The following is a 16,327-nucleotide window of genomic DNA, read 5'->3' as shown; positions in this document are numbered from 1 at the left end:
GGCGGCGCTGGCGCGCGCCGCGTCGGGGCCCGCCGTGCGTCGGGCGTCGGCTGCGCCCGCCGGGTAGAGCAGCGCGTTGGCGACCAGGTGCAGACCACTTTCGTTGTACGCGCGGAAGAGCGGGTTGAACGCGAACAGCACCGCCCTACCGGCGCCGGTCGGCTCGTCGACGACGGCAGCCGTGCCCTTCAGCGTGTCCTCGCCGACCGTGTAGCCGTTGGCCCAGAACGTGTCGCCCGTCGGGTAGCTGAGCACGTTCGTGCCGGTGGTGCTCGGGTTGAGGATCGGGTCGCTGTTGTTGAACTCGAAGTCCTCCGCCGGGCGACCCAGGGCGACCGGGCTGTCGTGGTCGACGTCGACGCGCAGGTGCGACCCGATCACCAGGTAGTCCGCCGGCTTGGTCTTCTCGGTGGTGGAGGTGAGCCCGGCGGCCCGGGCCACCCGCGTGCCCTCGTTGCGCAACCCCACGTAGGTGTGGCCCTGGGCGATCCAGTCGCGCAGGTTGGCCTGCCCGGCCTCGGTCAGGCCGCCGGTGGCGCTGCTGCCGTCGGGCACCAGCAGAACGGTACGGCCGGTGAACGCCTCGGTGTTGTCGTTGATGTCGGCCGTGGTCACCGGCGTGAGGTCCAGCCCCCACCGCTTGCCGAGCACGTAGCGGGCCTCGCCGTGCGAGCCGGAGGTGGTCGAGATGCCGGTGCCCTGGAACAGACCCACGTCGGGCAGGTCGAGGCGGGTGCCACTGGGCCGCCCGCCCGGGGTGAGGGTGACCCCGAGTGATTCGGCCAGCTCGTCGACCGTACGGCTCAGCTTGGCCGCCGGAAGCGCGACCCTGCTGGTCTTCAGGTCGCGTACGAGGGGGACGCCACGGCCGAGCAGGGTGAAGGTGAACTCCGCGGCGGCGGCCGAGTCCAGCGGGTACGTGTACGAGCCCCAGGGCCACGCCGCACCGGTGCGACCGCCGGAGACCTTCCGGACCAGTTCCGCCTTCGGCCGGACGTTGTCGCCCGTGTAGATCGTGGACACGCCCATCAGCAGTGGGTTGCTCCAGGACGACACGTCGTAGAAGTACGGGAACGGGACGTACGGATCTTCGCCCATGATGGCCTGGATCCAGTGCTTCTGCGGTTGGTCCATCGGGATCCAGTACGCGCCCCTGGGCACGGTCACGTTGGTGGCGCTCCGGCCGCCGAAGACCCGCGCCGTGGGCACCCGGGTCGGCTTCTGCACCTCGTACACCTCGACGTCCATGCGGCGCAGCCGCTCGACGAGCTGGCGGACGTCGGCGAGCTGCCGGTCGGGCAGCAGGAAGTACGAGCGGACCTTGATGTCCGGCACCGGGAACTGGACCTCGTTGGTGGGTTGCACCACCTCGTTCGGCTCCAGCGTGCCCGCCCTGCCCTGGGCGAGCGCGTCGGTCCAGATGTCGAAGTAGTCGCTCAGCACCTCGCGCTTGTTCGCCGCGGCCCAGCCCAGCGTCGACCACTGGGTGTTGAACTGTTGCTGGACCCGGTCGGCCACGGCCGAGGCGCTGCCCTTCTCGTACGTCATGCCGGCCGCACCGAAGCCGGTGGTCGGCACGGTGTCGCCGTAGCCCATGAAGAACATGTCGTACGTGTCGTAGTTGAAGTAGCACTCGGTGGTGACGGTCTCGTCGCAGGCGCCGTTGAAGCCGAAGCCGGCCTTGTTGGCCTCGCCGATCCGGTTGATCCAGTCCACCGCCTCACCGGCGATCTCGTGGTGGATCGGGTCGGCGTTGGGCGGGAAGAAGTACTGCCGGCCACCCATCTCGTGCGCGTCGACGAAGACCTGCGGCGGGTAGCGGCGCAGCAGTTCGAGCTTGCCGTCGGTCTCCTGCTGGGTGCGGGCGAACCAGTCCCGGTTCATGTCGAAGCCGAACTCGTTCTGCCGTCGGTTCGCGTCGCGGCCATCCGGGTTCTGGGTCGGCACGATGATGGTGACCAGGTTGTCGTTGCGCCGCGCGACCTCGCACGAAAGGCCCGCCGCCAACTCGTACAGCGTCTTGAGCGCCGCGTCGGTGCCGCTCTTCTCGCCGCCGTGCACGTTCGCGGTGACCCAGACGATGGCCGGGCTGTCCTTCGCGGTCCGGGCGGCCGTCCGCGCGCTGGTCCGGCGCGGATCGCGCAGGTCCCGTACGTCGTCGGCGATCCGACGCAGCGTGGTCGGCCGGACGTTGCGTTCGGTGGACACCACCGCGTACGGCAGTGGTTGTCCGAGCACGCTGGTGGCCATCACTCCGGTGACGACGCGGTCGGAGGTGTTGTCCACGGCCCCCAGGTAGGTGCGGACCTCGTCGTTGGTGACGACCCGCTCCTGACCCACCCCGAGCGGGAAGCCGAGCACGGACTCCGGGGTGGGCACGCTGCTCAACCGTGCCGTCGGGTCGTTGCTGCACCGGGAGGATTGGGCGGCGCTCGCGGCCGGTGTGCCGCCGAGCAGGGGAGTGATGCCGAGCAGGAGCGCGATCGTGGCGGCACTCGCCAACCGTCTGGTGGGGACCATCTGGAACGGACGCATCGATGGGGCCATGTCTCGTGTTTCCCTTCTCGGGAACAGCGTCGCAGTGGCCGGAGCCTATGAACCGTCGATACCGCGGTCAAGCTCTGATCGACATCGATAACTGCGGGGGATGCCGGCGCCGGAGCCGGCTGGCAGGATGACGGCAGGTCGATCACTATTGGTTGTCGTGCCCGCACTGGGTGTTCCTGACCGGAAGGAGGAGACGTGTCGGCGTCTCTGGAGACGATCACGATCTCGGTCCATCCGGATCTTCCATCCGCCGACGCGCAGCGGTCGCTGGCGTCCTGGCTGCGCGCTGAGGACCGGCTGCGCGAGAGGGTGACCACCACGCCGCCGGATGGGATGTCGGCGGACCGTACGGACGTGCTGCGGGTGGCGGTCGACGACGCTGGCGCCGTCATGGTGCTGGTCCAGGCGATCGCCGGTTGGCTCACCCACCGCCGGGAGGACGTGACGGTGCAGCTCGGCCGTCCCGGCTGGTCGGCCGAGTTGGACGTCCGCCGGGCTCGGGACATGGACCAGGTGACCGCACTCATCGAGGCCACCGTGGGCGCGGTCGCCGCCGAGGGGTAGCCGGCCCGCCGCCGACCGGGGTATCGGTCGGCGGCGGGGCCGGAAACCGCCGCGTGCGCCTACCAGGTCGTCAGGCCGAGGCCAATCGTCTTGGTCAGCGTGGCGTTGTCGTCGTCGCCGTCGAGCGACCAGATCATCGCGCCACCCAGGCCGGTGCGCCGGATGTAGAGCATCTTCTGTAGCACGACCGCCGGATCGTCGTACGTCCAGAACGTCGTACCGTCGAACAGCCAGGCGTGCCCGGCGCGGAGGTCGCGGTGCACGGTGTAGCCGTTGCCGGCCATGGTCTTGAGCTTCCGGTAGTCCTCGTACCCGGCCTCGAAGGTGGCCGGCGCGGGCCCGGTGGCCGGCTGGAAGAGTCCGCTGCCGCCGCCGGTGATGCCGGTCCAGCCGCGACCGTAGAAGGGGATGCCCAGGACGAGCTTGTCGCGCGGTGCCCCGCGGGCGATCCAGCCGTCGACGGCCACCTCGACCGAGAAGTCCGGGTTGTCCGGCGAACCCGCCGGCACGCGCAGCGCCGACTGCTGGTTGGCCACCGCCTCCCAGCCGCCGTGGAAGTCGTACCCCTGCACCGTCGCGAAGTCCAGGTACCGGAAGATCTTGCGACCCTCGTAGCCGGCGTCCATCGTGGCCGGGTTCGCCGGCAGGAAGGCGGTCAGCGGGTGGTGCGCGCGGGTCGTGCGCCCGTACGCGTCGAGTTGCCGACGGAACTCGGCGAGCAGCTTGGTGAAGTTCTCCCGGTCCTGCGGGCGGATGACGTTCCCGGGCTCACCGTCCCAGTTCGGCCACTCCCAGTCGAGGTCGATGCCGTCGAAGACACCGGCGGCGGCACCCGGGCCGCCCGCGGCGCCGTCCCCGCCCGGCAGGTTCCCCTTGAGGTAGAGGTCGATGCAGGAGGCGACGAACGCCTTGCGGGAGGCGTCGGTGAGTGCGGCGTTGGAGAAGTACGTCGACCAGCTCCACCCGCCCAGCGAGATCAGCACCTTCAGGTCGGGGTGCTTGGCCTTGAGCTTGGCGAGCTGGCCGAAGTTGCCGTTGAGCGCCTGACCGGGGGCGTCGGCGACGCCGTCGACGCTCTCCTCGGCCGGTACGGGACGCTGGTAGTCGGCCCAGGCGTCGCCCTCGCCCGGCCCGCCGTCCACGTAGCAGCGTCCGTCCTCACTGACGTTGCCGAAGGCGTAGTTGAGGTGGGTGAGGCGGCTCGCCGCCCCGGAGGTGTCGAGCTTCTTGACCGGGAAGGCCCGGTCGTAGATGCCCCACTGGGTGAAGTAGCCGACCCGGTGGTAGCCCGCTCGGCGCTGCTGGCTGTCGCCGGCGTTGGCGGCGGTGGGTGGCGCGGCGGTGACCAGCAGGGTCGTCAGGGCGACGACGGCGGTGAGGCGGCAGTGACGGAGTTGTCGCATCGGCACACTCCCACGAAGGTGAATTTCAATCAGTAAAGATACTTATCTGATTGATGAAGCTAAGGCGATCACCCCGAGCGGTCAAGAGTCCCAGCCCGCCACCCGCCCTGACGGCCTGACCCGCAGCCGTCAGGGCGTCAACCGGCAGCCGTCAGCCGACCTGGCTGTTGTCCTTGAGTGACCCCCAGCCGTGCCAGCGGTCGATCTCGATCAGGGCGCTGACCCGGCCACGCTCCCGCCGCGGGTACGCGTTACCCGTGTAGTGCTGCGACAACCGGTCGATGTCGGCGAGGTCCGCGTCCGCGCGCAGCTCGGCGACGTGCCCGATGATGCTGACATGGGTGTACCAGCCGGCCTCGTCCAACACGGTGAGGGAAACCCGAGGGTCGTTGCGCACGTGCTCCAGCCGGCGGCGGCTCTCGTCCATGTTCACCAGGATCCGACCGTCCTTCCACAGGTACCACGTGGCGGCGGACACCGGCTGACCGCCGTTGCGGAGCGTGGTCATGACGGCCGGGTTCGGCTTCCGCAACATCTCGACCGCGGCCTCGGGAAGCGGTGGCTTGGACATGAAGTCTCCTCCTCGCGTCAACGTTTACAGCTGCACGTTACGCAGCAGAGGCCCCGATCGCTCCCTGTTCGGACGGTGGTGGAGGTAACGGTTCGGCGGGCAGCGTGGGTCACGAGGTGTTCACGCCTGCAGCGCGCCTTCGAGTGTCGACGCGCAGAACTTGATAAGTTCAATTGGCCAGCGAAATCCTGTGACAAGTTCTGTTCATCGAACTGGATCGGCCGTTACCGGAGGAACTCGCCCGACTGCACGACGATTTCGAGCGAGTGCACCCCTTCATTGATGGAAATGGGCGTGCGGGACGGCTACTGCTCAACCTGATCCTCGTACGCCTCGGCTATCCGCCCGTGATTATCTTCAAGCGCCAGCGTGACGCCTATCTGGCCGCGATGCAGAGGGCAGACGTCGGCGACTACGGTGCGCTGGGAGAACTGATCGCTCGTGCGATGTATGACAACCTGAATCGCTTCATCGTGCCGAACGTCGCCGGCCCTGCCCGCCTTGTGCCGCTCGCGGCCCTCGTGACGACGGAGTTCAGCCTTCCGGCGTTGCGACAGGCTGCCCAGCGCGGGCGTCTGGACGCAGTGCAGGGGTCGGACGGCATCTGGCGCAGTTCCCGTAAGGCAGTCGAGGCGTACCGGGCGACGAGGAAGCAGCGGCGGTACCGCTCCGAAGGAACCTGACTCGGTGCCGTGCTTGCCCTGACAGCGCGACCTGCACGCGGACATGGCGGCGCGGGGCCCGGTCCCGCGCGGCCCGGTGCCGAACGGGCCGCCTCGCAGTGGGCATGTCGGCATGCCCAAAGGCCGCACCCGCATGTAAGGCACTGCGCGACGCCGGAGAGGATGGGGTCATGACCGACCCCGCACTTCCCCGACGCGTTGTCGTCACCGGCGCCACCGGAAAACTCGGTCGCGCTGTCGTCGCCCACCTGCGCGGCGTGGGCGTCGACGTCCTCGCGGTCGACCGCGTCGGCGGACGCGACCCGCGCGACGTCGACGGCGAGTTCCTCCTCGTCGACCTCACCGACTACGGGCAGGTGGTGGAGGCGTTCACCGGGGGCGCGGACGAACACGCCGGCGGGATCGACGCGGTCGTGCACCTGGCGGCGGTACCGGCTCCCGGGCTGATGTCGAACGCGACCACGTTCGCGAACAACTCGGCCGCGACGTACAACGTCTTCGCCGCGGCCCGAGCGGCCGGGATCAGGCGGGTGGTGTGGGCGTCGAGCGAGACGGTGCTCGGGTTGCCGTTCGACACCCCGCCGCCGTACGCCCCGGTCGACGAGGCGTACCCGCCCCGACCGGAGTCGACGTACTCGCTGAACAAGGTGCTGGAGGAGGAGATGGCGCGGCACTTCTGCCGCTGGGACCCGGAGCTGGTCATGGTGGGTCTGCGCTTCTCCAACGTGATGGATGTCGAGGACTACGCGCCGTTTCCCTCGTTCGACGCCGACCCGACGCTGCGTCGGTGGAACCTGTGGGGTTACATCGACGCCCGCGACGGGGCGCAGGCGGTCGAGCGGGCGCTCGTGCACGACCAGCCCGGCGCGGACGTCTTCATCATCGCCAACGCCGACACCGTCATGACGAGGTCCAGTGCCAGCCTGATGGCCGAGGTCTACCCGGGCGTCGAGATCCGCAAGGAGCTGGGCGAGCACGAGACGCTGCTCAGCATCGACAAGGCACGCCGGGTGCTGGGGTACGAGCCGCGCCACTCGTGGCGGAACCACGTGCCGCAGACGTAGTCCAGGTCAGCGCGCGGCCTGGTAGGCGCGGCCGACGGCGGTCGCGGAGCCGCCGGTACGGAACAGGCCGGTCTGGTCCTTGTCCGTGGCGGGGAGGCCGAACCAGGCGTACCGGTGCAGCCAGGACAGGCCACCCAGCATCCGGGTCGCGGCGGTGAGGAAGGCGGCCTGCTGTTCCTGGCTGGGGAAGCGGACGCCGTTGGAGAAGTCGATCAGGGCGAACTCGGTGAGCCAGATCGGCAGCCGGTAGCGGTCGTGCACCGCCTGGAGGTACGACCTGAGCTGGTTGACCGCGTTGGCGGTGGTGAAGTCGCCGCCGTACCAGTGCAGGGCGATGAAGTCGACGCGGTAGCCGCGCTGCTTCGCCCCGGCCATGAAGCGGTCGAGCCACTCGCCCGGCCGGTCCCCGCCCCAGGCCACCGCCGGGCTGCCCAGCGAAAGGCCGGTGGCCTCCAGCTGCGGCCACAGCTCCAGTGCCTGCTCCACGCTCATGTTCGCCTGACCGCCCATGTCCGGCTCGTTGAACCCGAGGAGCTGCCGGCCGTTCTTCCTGGCCTGTTGCAGATTGCCGGCGGTGACGCTCTTCGCCCCCCAGATCATCGGAACGAACTCGGCGTTCTTCGGGCTGGTGACGCCCGGGTGGGCGACGTCCCAGGTGTAGTACCAACTCGCCCCGGAGCTGGCCAGCGCCTGACTGACCCCGTCGAAGGTCCACACGCCGACGCCCTTGCGCTTCGACGTCACCGCGGGCGCGGCCGGGGCGAGCGGACGCCCGGTCGTCGGCTTCGCCGTCGGCGTCGGAGTGGGCGTCGGGGTCGTCGCCGCCGGGCTCGCCGTCGCGGCGGGCGTGGTCGCGGCGGGTGGGTTCGGCTCCGGTTCGGTGGGTGGCGGCGCGTCGAGCACCTGCGTCGCCGCCGGAGCGGGCCCGCTCGGTCGGACCACGACGATCACCCCGGTCACGAGTACGGCGACCACGGCGGCGACGACGAGCGGCCACAGCAGACGCCGCGCACCGATCGGGAGACCGCCGCGACGCCCACGTCGGGGTTCCGCGTGGGCGCCCCTGGTCGCCTTCGCGGCGTCCGCTTCGCCCCGGCCGGTTGCGCGCATGGTGTCGACTCCCTCATGTGGTCGTATCGCTGAATGGGCGAGCCGGTGGTGGATCGCCACCAACGCCCTCCCCTCAGGAGACCGACGGGTCGCACCGGGATAACGGTTTCTGGCGATCCCCTGGCGACGACGCGGCGTACTGTCGGCGTCCATGGCGCGGTCGCGCCGCCGCTGAACACGAGCGGGATTTCATAACGCGAGGGAGTGCCCGGATGAACTGGACGTTGGAAGTCGTGATCGTGCCGGTCTCGGACGTGGACCGGGCCAAGGAGTTCTACGCCGACCGGCTCGGTTTCGTCGTGGACCACGACACCGTCATCAACGACGAGGCGCGGATCGTGCAGCTGACCCCGCCCGGCTCGGGCTGCTCGGTCGTCATCGGCAGGGGAGTGGTGCCCGACATGCCGCCCGGGTCGCTCAAGGGGCTGCAACTGGTGGTGCCCGACCTGCAGAAAGCTCGCGCGGAGCTGGTGGAGCGGGGTGTCGAGGTCAGTGAGATCCAGGTGGTGGGGGCCAACCCTCGGCCGGTGCCCGACCCGTTGGACAACGTCGGTTTCGTCTTCTTCGCCGACCCGGACGGCAACGCCTGGGCCGTGCAGCAGATCTCCAGCCGGGCCTGAGTCGGCCAGCTCTTCGCCATAACTGCCAGGATCACGCCATATCCGGATAAAATTGCCGGACAGGGAACGGCTGGCGAGGAGGCTCGGGGCGATGATGCGCGCCGGGATTCGCGGCCTCGGCGACAGTCGGAGCCCGAGCTCGGCCACCGTCCTGGAACTGCTGTTCGACATCGTCTACGTGTTCGCGCTCGCCCGCCTCGCCGGCCGGGTCGCGGACGACCTGACCATCGTCCGGCACACGCTGCTGTCGGAGGCTGGTCAGACACTGCTGTTCTTCACGGCGATGTGGATGATCTGGTCGCTGAACGCCCTGCTGGCCAGCACCTACGACCCCCGACGCGCCGATCTCCAGGTCGTTCTGCTGGCGACCATGTTCGGCACGCTGGTGCTGGCCGTCTCCTTGCCGCAGGCGTTCGGTCAGCGCGGCGTGATCTTCGCCTGCACGTACGTTCTCATCCAGATCGGCAGACCGATCTACCTGACGTACGCCCTGCGGGACCACCCGGGCCGGGCGTTCGCGGTCCGCGTCGTGACCTGGCACACGGTGTCCGGCGTGCTCTGGATCAGCGGCGGCATCAGCGGGGGACTCGGCCGAGGCGTCTTCTGGTCGTTCGCCCTCGCCATCGAGCTGATCGGCGCCTCCACCAACTGGCCCATACCCCGCCTCGGCCGTCACCCGCTACACAGCAGGGTCACCGTCTCGCAGGAGCACCTCGCCGAGCGGTACAACCAGTTCTTCATGATCGCGCTCGCCGAGGTGGTGCTCGAAGCCGGCGCCGCCGTGAGCTTCCCGGGCTTCTCGACCGAGCGGACCATCACCCTCATCGCCGCGTTCGTGGCCACGGTCTCGTTCTGGCGGATCTACTTCTACCACGTCGGCCCCGGCCGGCACGCGACCGCCAGCGCCGCCGGGGTGGGGATACAGCTGTCCCGGTGGGCGAGCTACAGCCTGCTGTTCATCGTCGGCGGCATCATCTGCACCGCCGTCGGCTTCGGACAGGTCATCGAGGATCCGCACCCGCCGATCGACTGGGCTCTGGTGGTCATCATCTTCGGCGGCCCGGTGCTGTTCCTGATCGGGCGGAGCTACCTGGAGCGGGCGTCCCCTGGTACGCCGCACTGCCCGATGTTGTTCATCGGCGTGCTGGTGCTGGCCCTGGCGGCGCTGCCCAGCGTGCTCCTCCCGCCGGTCGCCGTCAGCGGCGCCGCGGCGCTGATCCTGGCCGGCATAGCCATCGCCGACGGGCGGGCCCACTCCCGCGGCTCGGAGACCAACCCGACGTTGTGACCCGCGCCGACAAACCCGTTGTGCGCCGGTCACCGTGCTGCGTATGGTGTCGGGCACGCCATCGAGCCGAGAGGAGGTCAGAACGATGTCCGATGTTCTGCGCCCCCTCCGCGCCCCGGCGTCCACGCGGATCTGACCCGGGGCGCTCGCTTTCCGGAGGATCAACCCATGGCCGACGTGGTCATCCGTCCGCTCGTCGCGGGCGAGGAAAATCTGTTCGACTCGATGCCCGATCCACTGCCGCAGCTGCGCAAGGTCGGCTACGCCGACGGGATCGCCGGCGGCGGCTACCGGCCCGAGACCACCTGGGTCGCCCTGCGGGACGGCCGGGTGGTCGGGCGGGCGGCCTGGCTCCTCCCACCGGGCGCCGTCGGTGCACCGTGGCTGGAGCGGTTCGACCTGGACGCCGAACCGGAGGTGGGCGCCGAGCTGCTGCGCGCCGCCCACGACGCGCTGGGCGGTCCCGCCCGGTACTACGCCGCCCTGCCGGCGCACTGGCGACGCCGGCCGGAGGTGCGGGCCGTGGTGGAGGCGCCGATGGCGGCGGCTCGCCTCGCCGGGCTGGTCGAACGGGGGGAGCGGCTCCGGTGCTCCTGGACGGGCACACCCCTGCCGGCGACCTCCGGGCGGTACGCCTTCCGCCCGGCCGCGGACGCGGCCGAGATCAACGCGCTGGTCGCCCGGATCGCCGAACCGGACGTGTTGACCGGCGCCGAGATCGCGCGGGCGGTCAGCGGCGTCGACCTGGCCACGGACCCGCTGGCCTGGCTGCCGGACTCGGTCGGGGACTGGCGGGTCGCTCTGGACGCCGGTGAGCCGGTCGGGCTGGTCGGCCCGGCCGGGGACGCCTGCTACCCCCTCATCGCCTACCTCGGCCTGCTCGACGAGGCCGCCCGGCCCGAATTGTTGGCCGAAGCGGTCCGGGTGCTGGCCGCCGGCGGCGCCCGGGAGGTGATCGCCGACGTGGACGCCCACCGGGTGGCGGTACTGGCGGAGTTGGAACGGACCGGGTTCCGGCAGCTGCGCGCACGGGTGCTGTTCGCACCGGCGGCGGACCAGCACTGACCCGTCGGGGTGCGCCCTGTCACCGGGGCGCACCCCTCAACCGGCGGCTACCTCGTCCGCTGCCAGGATCTGACCATGCCGGAGATCATCGCCCTCGTCGTCGGCGTTCTGGCGCTGCTCGTGGCACCGGTCGCCGGGTTGTATCTCTGGCCGCTGGGCCGCCAGTATCCGCGCGTCCCGTCGGCGCGAGGGCGCGACTTCGCCGAGGCCAGCCGCGCCGCCGAGGCCGTCATGGTGGCCGACGCCGCCGACCCGCGGGTACGACCGGAGTCCCGGAGCCGCCTGCTGAGCCACGGCCACCGCACCGGCAGAGCCGTGCTGCTCCTGCACGGCTACACCCTCGCGCCCGACCAGTACGACGAACTGGCCCAGGAGTTCTTCGAGCGCGGCTACAACGTCTGGATTCCACGCGCTCCCCAGCACGGCACCGTCGATCGGCGGGCCCACCACCGGGTCGAGGCCGCGGAGCTGACCGCGTACGCCGACGAGGCCCTGCACGTCGCGGCGGGCCTGGGGGACGAGGTGGGTGTCGTGGGGATCTCCGGCGGGGCGGTGCTGGCCGCCTGGCTCGCCCAGGTCCACGGTGACGTCGTGCGGCACCTTCTGCTGCTGTCACCGTTCTTCGGCCCGAACCCGCGTCAGGCGCCCGCGTTCGCGGTCAGACCGCTGATCGTGCTGTACGGGCGCCGCCTCCTGCCGGACCGTGTCACCTCACGCGGCTACTCGCTGTCCGCCGTCACCCAGTACCTGACGATCGCGCGTGGCCTCCCGGCCCCGGCGCGACGGACCGGCCTGCGCAGCGTGGCGGTCGCGATCAGCCCGCTCGACGCCGTGGTGGACCCCACGGCGGCGCTGACCGTGGCGCGCCGGATCGCCGACGCGAACGCCATCCCGCTGCGGGTCTGCACGCTGCCCGAGGCGTTGGGCATCGGCCACAACACCCTCGACCTCGCCGCGCTCGGCCCCGGCTCCTCCGAGCTGCACCGGCTGTACGTCGCGCTCTACGAGGGCGAGTCGGCGCCGACGCCCGGGCCCGTCCCGACGACCAGCGCCCGGAGATCGGCGCGACCGACGGCCCTGCGTGACCGGTGACCACGGTCGCGAACCCGGCGCTGCGGGAACGCGGCGCGGCCAGCGGCGGGGTCAACGGCTGATCACCTGGTTGGCCCGGTGGCGCCGTTGAACACCGGAGGGGCGTAGCCGGCCGGCTTGTCGCCGATGCCGAGGCCGGGGCTCACCACCCAGGACTGGTACTGCGGGGTGAACATGGAGTATGGCATTCCGAGATTCGGGAGGCTGGCCTCCTCGAGTCGGCGCCGGGCGTCGGCCGGGATCTCGAAGTCGAGCGCCCCGAGGTTGCTGGCGAGCTGCTCCGGGCTGCTCGCCCCGATGACCACCGACGCGACGGCGGGCTGGGTGGCCACCCAGTTGATCGCGACCTGCGCCATGCTGCGTCCCAGGTCGGCGGCCACGCTCTCCAGCGCCTCGATGACCTGCCAGTCGCCGGGGCTGATCTCCCGACCCGCGGCGTCGGGGTTGGTCAGCCGGCCGGTCCCGCTCAGGCCCTCGCCGGTCCGTCGGTACTTGCCGCTGAGCAGGCCGCCGCCGATCGGGCTCCAGGCGGTGAGCCCCATGCCAAGGGTCTGGGACATCGACACGAACTCCGCCTCGATGTCCCGGCTGACCAGGGAGTACGGAAGCTGCACGTTGACCATCGGGGCCAACCCGTGCGCCTCGGCGTAGCTCTGCGCCCGGGCCGCGTACCAGGCCGGTACGTCGGAGAGCCCGGCGTACCGGATCTTGCCGGCGCGTACCAGGTCGTCGAGGGTGTGCACGACCTCCTCGACCGGGGTGATCCGGTCCCAGGTGTGCAGCAGGTACAGGTCGATGTAGTCGGTGCCGAGCCGGCTCAGCGACGCCTCCACGGCCCGCATGATGTGCTTGCGGCCGTTGCCGCTGGCGTTCGGGTCGGTCGGGTCGACGGTGTTGGTGGCCTTGCTGGTCAGTACGAGCCGTTCGCGGACGCCGGCCCGGTCGATCAGGCGGCCGAGGATCTTCTCGCTCTCCCCGGCGGTGTAGAAGTCTGCCGTGTCGATGAAGTTCCCGCCCCCCTCCAGGTAGTGGCGGAAGATCGGCTCCGCCTCCTTTTCGGTCTTGCCGTACGCGGCGTGGAAGCCGTCGACGCCGAAGTTCATGGTGCCCAGCGCCAGTCGGCTCACCCGCAGGCCGGACCGCCCGAGCAGGTAGTAGTGGTTCATCGTGTGTCCTCCCGATCGTGGTGTCGGCCCGCAGCGGACCGCGACTACAGACCCTTGCTCGGCAAAAATGGACCTGCAAGTCCAAAACCTGCGGTAGGGTTGACCCGCAGGTCCAGACCAGGAGGCCCCTCATGACACGCGCGTTGACCCGCAAGGGCGAGGCGACCCGCGCGCGGATCGTCGCCGGTGCGGCCGCCGAGATCCGCGAGCGCGGCGTCGACGAGGTACGCCTCGACGATGTGATGGCCCACACCGGCACCAGCAAGGGCCAGCTCTTCCACTACTTCCCGGACGGCAAGGAGGGGCTGCTGCTCGCGGTGGCCCAGCACGAGGCCGACCAGGTGCTCATCGACCAGGAGCCGCTGCTCAGCAACCTGACGTCCTGGCCGGCCTGGCAGGCGTGGCGCGACCGGCTCATCGAGCGCTACCTGGAGCAGGGCGTGAAGTGCCCGCTCAACGGGCTGCTCGGTCAGACCGGCCGACGCGCGCCGGGCGCGCAGGCGATCGTGACGGGGCTCATGTGGCGCTGGCAGCAGGCGATCACCGAGGGCATCCGACACATGCAGTCGACCGGGGACATCGCCCCGGACGTGGACGCCGACCGTGCCGCCGCAGCGCTGCTGGCCGGCATCCAGGGCGGCGTACTGCTGCTGCTCACCACCGGTAGAACCGACCACCTTGAGGCCGCCCTCGACCTCACACTCGACTCTCTGCGGGCAGGCGCCCGGATGAGCGACACGCACGAAGGGCACGGCAATGACTGACGACGAGAATCGCCCACCACTGGTGCTGCTGCACGGTCTGACGTTCGACCGGCGACAGTGGGACCCGGCCCGGCGTGAGCTTGCGGTGCTCGATCCCGCTCGGCAGATCCTCACCCCCGATCTGCCCGGCCACGGCGAGTCACCCCGACGGGCGTCCTACACGATGGCGGAGGTCGCCGAGGCCGTGCACGACCAGGTGACCGCGGCGGGTTTCGCCCAGCCGGTCGTGGTGGGACATTCGGTCGGCGCGGTGGTCGCCACAACGTACGCGGCCCGTTACCCGGTGCGTGGCGTGGTGAACCTGGACCAGATCCTGCTGCCCGGCCCGTTCGGTGCGGTCGTACGCCAGGCTGAGCCGGCACTGCGCGGCCCGGACTGGCGGCGGGTGTGGGACGGCCTGGTGGCCGGGATGGGCATCGAGGCGCTACCGGCCGAGGCGCGCGAGATCGTGACCACCGCGACCGAGCCGCGGCCGGACCTGCTGTTGGGCTACTGGGGTGAGATCCTCAGCGAAACCGACGAGGACATTGCCGACGAGCGGTACCGCGCTCTGCGGGCCATCGGCGAGCGGAACATCCCCTACCGATGGGTGACCTCGTCCGAACCGCCGCCCCGATATCTGGCCTGGCTGAGGGATGCCCTGCCGGAGGTCGTGGTGACCGTGCTGCCCGGTGGCCACTTCCCGCACCTGGCGGAGCCGGCGACGATCGCCCGGCTGCTGGCGGTGAGCTAACCTCTGACGCGAGTTGCCGGAGTCACCCAGAAGCTGGCGGGATCGTGCCAGGTCAGCGCGGCTGGTCGCCCGCACCTGCGCGGCCAGGCGCCGCCACGCCGGGTCGGCGGTGCGGGCCGGCACCAGATCCAGCACCGGCAGCAGCCGGTCGGCCATCGCCGCCGTCAGTTGCAGCCAGGCGATGTCCGTGGCGCTGAACGGCCCAGCGGTACCCGGCGCGGCGCTCGGCGGTGTGGACGCCGTCGTCGCGGACGGTCGGGCGCTGTCGTCGGCGACCGGTGCGCCGGCCGCGCAGCCGGCGACGAGGACCGCCACCACGAGCAGTGCGGGTGGCGTGACGAGGGCTCGCACGCGGCCTCCTTCCGCCCGAGGCGGCGGGCCCGGTGCGACCGGACCCGCCCCCGCGTGCGACCGTGTCGGCTCAGATCGGCCGGCCGTCGTGCCCGCACTTGATGACCGGGCGGATGCAGTCCTGGACCCTGCGGGCCATCTCCTCGATCGGCCAGGCGTTGAAGAAGTCACCGTGCATGGTGTAGCCCGGGCCGGAGGCCAGCCGGAACCGCGACGGGTCACCGTTGACCGGGTACCGCAGCACCTGGCGCAACTTCGGCACGTGCACCGGGTGCGTGCTCGGGCAGGCCTGGTTCACCGGGTACGCCAGGTGGCTCTTGTGGTCCGGGGAGTCCAGGTCACGGCCGTTCCAGCACTGCGGGAAATCCAGGTACGACTCCAGCATCGTGCCGGCCGGGCAGTTGACGAAGTCCTTCGACGGCGGCACCTGCCCGGCGTGCAGGCAGGACCAGCGGGCGATGCTGTCGCCCGGGCCGGTGGCGCGGGCGTTGCCGGCGACGAGCCGCAGCCCCTGCGGGATCGGCTGGGTGTTGGCGACCACGTCGGCTCGTACGCCCTCGCCCAGGTAGTAGAACGTGGCGATGGACGGCTCCACCGCGACGTTGTCCCGGTACAGGGTCGGCACCCAGTACGACGAGACGTCCACCCGGGGATTGCAGGTGCTGGTGGACCGCACCAGGTCGGGGAGCGTGGTGTGGGCGTTCGTGACCGTGCTGCCGAAGAAGCTGTGCATGTGCGACGCCCCGGGCAGCGCGGGGAAGACGATCGGGTCGTCCGGCAGTCGGTGGCTGTACGTGCAGTCGGCGGGGAACTCGGCGACCCGGATGGCGTTGACGCCCGGGGCGGCGTCGGCCCGGTCGGTGGTGGAGACCAGGTACGTGCCGAGTAGTGCCAGCAGGGCGCCGATCGCCGTGGCGAGGCGCAGCCGGCGGGGGATGCCGGATAGGGGTGCGGCCCTGTCCATTGTGTGACTCCTGTCGGGGGGACGGGTCAGGGACAGCTCCGGCGCCGCCGCCGAAGACATCGGAGTGTGTCCTGGCCAGACTTGGTGGTGGTCTGTCGAGCCGATGTGAGAGAGCGCTCTCACAGAACCAGCCTCGCCCGTACGTCGACTCTTGTCAATACGTTCCGTCAGTTGGTGGACATGACGACGAAGGGCCGGGCCCCTGGTGGGGTCCGGCCCTTCGGTGTTCGTCGTGGTGGTTGGGTGGGTCAGTTGGTGGAGTAGCCGCGGGTGGCGATCCAGTCGGCGAGGTGTTCGACGGTGATCCAGTAGGAGGCGGTGTTGGGGTCGGCGGAGTCGGCG

General features: G+C 70.6%; 15 protein-coding genes and 1 pseudogene. 9 read left to right on the top strand and 7 right to left on the bottom strand.

Annotated features, from left to right (window positions below):
* On the bottom strand, window positions 1-2,535 hold a 2,535-nt coding region (locus JNW91_RS22035), incomplete at its 3' end, for a M14 family zinc carboxypeptidase (RefSeq protein WP_238425463.1).
* Window positions 2,536-2,742: 207 nt separating this feature from the next.
* On the opposite strand from JNW91_RS22035, the gene JNW91_RS22030 reads away from it, so the two are divergent.
* The gene (locus tag JNW91_RS22030; protein WP_203177388.1) at window positions 2,743-3,111 is read left to right on the top strand and encodes an effector-associated constant component EACC1; all 369 of its coding nucleotides are present in this window, start codon (window positions 2,743-2,745) and stop codon (window positions 3,109-3,111) included.
* Between the two features lie 59 nt (window positions 3,112-3,170).
* Here JNW91_RS22030 and JNW91_RS22025 read toward each other — a convergent pair whose 3' ends face one another.
* Together JNW91_RS22025 and JNW91_RS22020 are read right to left on the bottom strand one after the other, a co-directional pair.
* Window positions 3,171-4,514, bottom strand: coding sequence for a glycoside hydrolase family 18 protein (locus tag JNW91_RS22025; RefSeq protein ID WP_203177387.1), 1,344 nt, complete (start codon window positions 4,512-4,514; stop codon window positions 3,171-3,173).
* A gap of 151 nt (window positions 4,515-4,665) precedes the next feature.
* On the bottom strand, window positions 4,666-5,085 hold the full coding sequence (locus JNW91_RS22020; RefSeq protein WP_203177386.1) for a PPOX class F420-dependent oxidoreductase: 420 nt from the start codon (window positions 5,083-5,085) through the stop codon (window positions 4,666-4,668).
* A gap of 200 nt (window positions 5,086-5,285) precedes the next feature.
* Here JNW91_RS22020 and JNW91_RS22015 point away from each other — a divergent pair, with 200 nt between their 5' ends.
* Together JNW91_RS22015 and JNW91_RS22010 are read left to right on the top strand one after the other, a co-directional pair.
* A complete protein-coding gene (locus JNW91_RS22015) occupies window positions 5,286-5,768 on the top strand; it encodes a Fic family protein (RefSeq protein WP_309244453.1) in 483 nt (160 codons plus the stop codon).
* A 170-nt stretch (window positions 5,769-5,938) separates the two neighbouring features.
* Complete coding sequence (locus JNW91_RS22010) at window positions 5,939-6,832, top strand: NAD-dependent epimerase/dehydratase family protein (protein WP_203177385.1); 894 nt, start codon at window positions 5,939-5,941, stop codon at window positions 6,830-6,832.
* A gap of 6 nt (window positions 6,833-6,838) precedes the next feature.
* On the opposite strand, the gene JNW91_RS22005 is transcribed toward JNW91_RS22010, so the two are convergent.
* Window positions 6,839-7,942 (bottom strand): glycoside hydrolase family protein, encoded by a 1,104-nt coding sequence (locus JNW91_RS22005; RefSeq protein WP_238425462.1) that lies wholly within the window; start codon window positions 7,940-7,942, stop codon window positions 6,839-6,841.
* A gap of 212 nt (window positions 7,943-8,154) precedes the next feature.
* Between JNW91_RS22005 and JNW91_RS22000 the strand changes: the two genes are divergently transcribed.
* From JNW91_RS22000 to JNW91_RS21985, 4 genes are all read left to right on the top strand, one after another.
* Window positions 8,155-8,562: a VOC family protein gene (locus tag JNW91_RS22000; protein ID WP_203177383.1), complete on the top strand. Its 408-nt coding sequence runs from the start codon at window positions 8,155-8,157 to the stop codon at window positions 8,560-8,562.
* A 91-nt stretch (window positions 8,563-8,653) separates the two neighbouring features.
* Window positions 8,654-9,850: a low temperature requirement protein A gene (locus JNW91_RS21995; RefSeq protein ID WP_203177382.1), complete on the top strand. Its 1,197-nt coding sequence runs from the start codon at window positions 8,654-8,656 to the stop codon at window positions 9,848-9,850.
* Between the two features lie 168 nt (window positions 9,851-10,018).
* Window positions 10,019-10,915 (top strand): acetyltransferase, encoded by an 897-nt coding sequence (locus JNW91_RS21990; protein WP_203177381.1) that lies wholly within the window; start codon window positions 10,019-10,021, stop codon window positions 10,913-10,915.
* Between the two features lie 75 nt (window positions 10,916-10,990).
* The gene (locus tag JNW91_RS21985; protein ID WP_203177380.1) at window positions 10,991-12,007 is read left to right on the top strand and encodes an alpha/beta hydrolase; all 1,017 of its coding nucleotides are present in this window, start codon (window positions 10,991-10,993) and stop codon (window positions 12,005-12,007) included.
* A 62-nt stretch (window positions 12,008-12,069) separates the two neighbouring features.
* Here JNW91_RS21985 and JNW91_RS21980 read toward each other — a convergent pair whose 3' ends face one another.
* Window positions 12,070-13,173: an aldo/keto reductase gene (locus JNW91_RS21980; protein ID WP_203177379.1), complete on the bottom strand. Its 1,104-nt coding sequence runs from the start codon at window positions 13,171-13,173 to the stop codon at window positions 12,070-12,072.
* Between the two features lie 131 nt (window positions 13,174-13,304).
* On the opposite strand from JNW91_RS21980, the gene JNW91_RS21975 reads away from it, so the two are divergent.
* Window positions 13,305-13,937 (top strand): TetR/AcrR family transcriptional regulator, encoded by a 633-nt coding sequence (locus tag JNW91_RS21975; protein ID WP_203177378.1) that lies wholly within the window; start codon window positions 13,305-13,307, stop codon window positions 13,935-13,937.
* Window positions 13,930-14,670 carry an alpha/beta fold hydrolase gene (locus JNW91_RS21970; protein WP_203177377.1) on the top strand — a complete coding sequence of 247 codons (741 nt, stop codon included), beginning with the start codon at window positions 13,930-13,932 and terminating at the stop codon, window positions 14,668-14,670. The genes JNW91_RS21975 and JNW91_RS21970 overlap by 8 nt, the downstream gene beginning before the upstream one ends.
* A gap of 421 nt (window positions 14,671-15,091) precedes the next feature.
* On the opposite strand, the gene JNW91_RS21965 is transcribed toward JNW91_RS21970, so the two are convergent.
* Entirely contained in the window at window positions 15,092-15,985 is an 894-nt protein-coding gene (locus tag JNW91_RS21965) for a DUF1996 domain-containing protein (protein WP_203177376.1), read from the bottom strand.
* A 248-nt stretch (window positions 15,986-16,233) separates the two neighbouring features.
* Window positions 16,234-16,327 (bottom strand): annotated as a pseudogene (locus tag JNW91_RS21960) (C39 family peptidase); the annotation flags it as partial.

This window comes from Micromonospora parastrephiae, from assembly GCF_016802865.1.
GTDB lineage: Bacteria > Actinomycetota > Actinomycetes > Mycobacteriales > Micromonosporaceae > Micromonospora > Micromonospora parastrephiae.
Note: the sequence above shows the minus strand (reverse complement) of the source record. Positions and strands in the feature narration are given on the sequence as shown.